At 39.3% G+C, this 1,283-nt stretch carries 1 protein-coding gene; it reads left to right on the top strand.

The features are described from left to right. Positions 1-67: 67 nt before the first annotated feature. Positions 68-1,283: IS1182 family transposase (locus BpJC4_RS15770; RefSeq protein ID WP_151698191.1), on the top strand; the 1,216-nt coding region annotated here is incomplete at its 3' end.

Raw genomic sequence — 1,283 nt, 5'->3', positions numbered from 1 at the left:
AAAAAAAAATCGCCCCTTTTGGTATAATTAAAGTAACACCAATAACTAACCAAAGGAGCGATTTTTTATGAAACATGATCATATTTCCTTCATTGATTATAACATGGACCAACTCATTTTACCATTGGATTTGGAGATTAAAATTCCCCCAAACCATCTTTCTCGCCTTGTTCATCAGGTCGTCGAACAGATTGATGACAAGATTCTTTATCGTGTTTATCCCGGAGGGGGACGAGCAGCCTATCATCCCAAAATGATGTTAAAAGTGATCCTCTATGCCTACACCAAAGGCATTTATTCTTCACGCAAAATCGCTTCCCAACTCCAAGAAAATATTTACTTCATGTGGTTGGCGAATTATCAACAACCGGATTTTCGTACAATTAACCGTTTCCGTTCGGAAAGAATGAAGGATATCATTTATGAAACCTTCTTTTCCATCGTGGATCTCCTCCATCAACAAGGGCTCATCCAATTGGAAGAATACTTTTTAGACGGAACCAAAATCGAAGCCAACGCCAATAAATACACGTTTGTTTGGCGGAAAGCAACAGAAAAATTTGACGCTAAACTCGATGAAAAGTACCGAACGATCGTGGCCGGAATCGAGGCCATAACCAAGGAAGATGAAAAAATTGAAGTTGAATCAAGTTTACAAGAGAGGTTGGATAAAAATCCTGTCACTTCTGAACAAATTAAAGACACCCTTAGTGTCCTAGAAAAAAGGTTAGAGACGGAACCCAAAAACAAAGCGATCAAAAAAGCCAAACGCCAACTTGAAAAAGATCTCTTACCTCGCAAGCAAAAATATGAGGCACAAAAAGAAATCTTCAACGATCGAAATAGCTACTCAAAGACCGATAAAGATGCCACCTTCATGCGAATGAAAGAAGACCACATGAAAAACGGTCAACTTAAACCGGGGTATAATGTTCAAATAGGTACGGAGAATCAGTTCATTGTTGGATTTAGTTTGCATCAACGAGCGGGTGATCCGGGATGCCTTCAACCTCATTTCGGCATTCTCGAATCTTATGGCAGGCCAAAACCAAAAGCGCTTATTGCGGATTCAGGGTATGGCAGTGAAGAAAATTATGCTTTCTGTGACAAGAAGGAGATTGAGGCTTTCGTTAAATATAATACGTTAGATAAGGAACAAACAAAGAAATGGAAAAACCAAGTCGGACGAGTCGAAAATATGACCTACGATGAAGAGTTGGATGAGTGGGTTTGTGCCAATAATAAGCGATTGACATTTGCATACGAAAAGAAGCAAAAAACGG

This window comes from Weizmannia acidilactici (assembly GCF_008974185.1).
GTDB lineage: Bacteria > Bacillota > Bacilli > Bacillales > Bacillaceae_C > Weizmannia > Weizmannia acidilactici.
The sequence above is the reverse complement of the archived record's forward strand: the minus strand, read 5'-3'. Positions and strand labels throughout refer to the sequence as shown.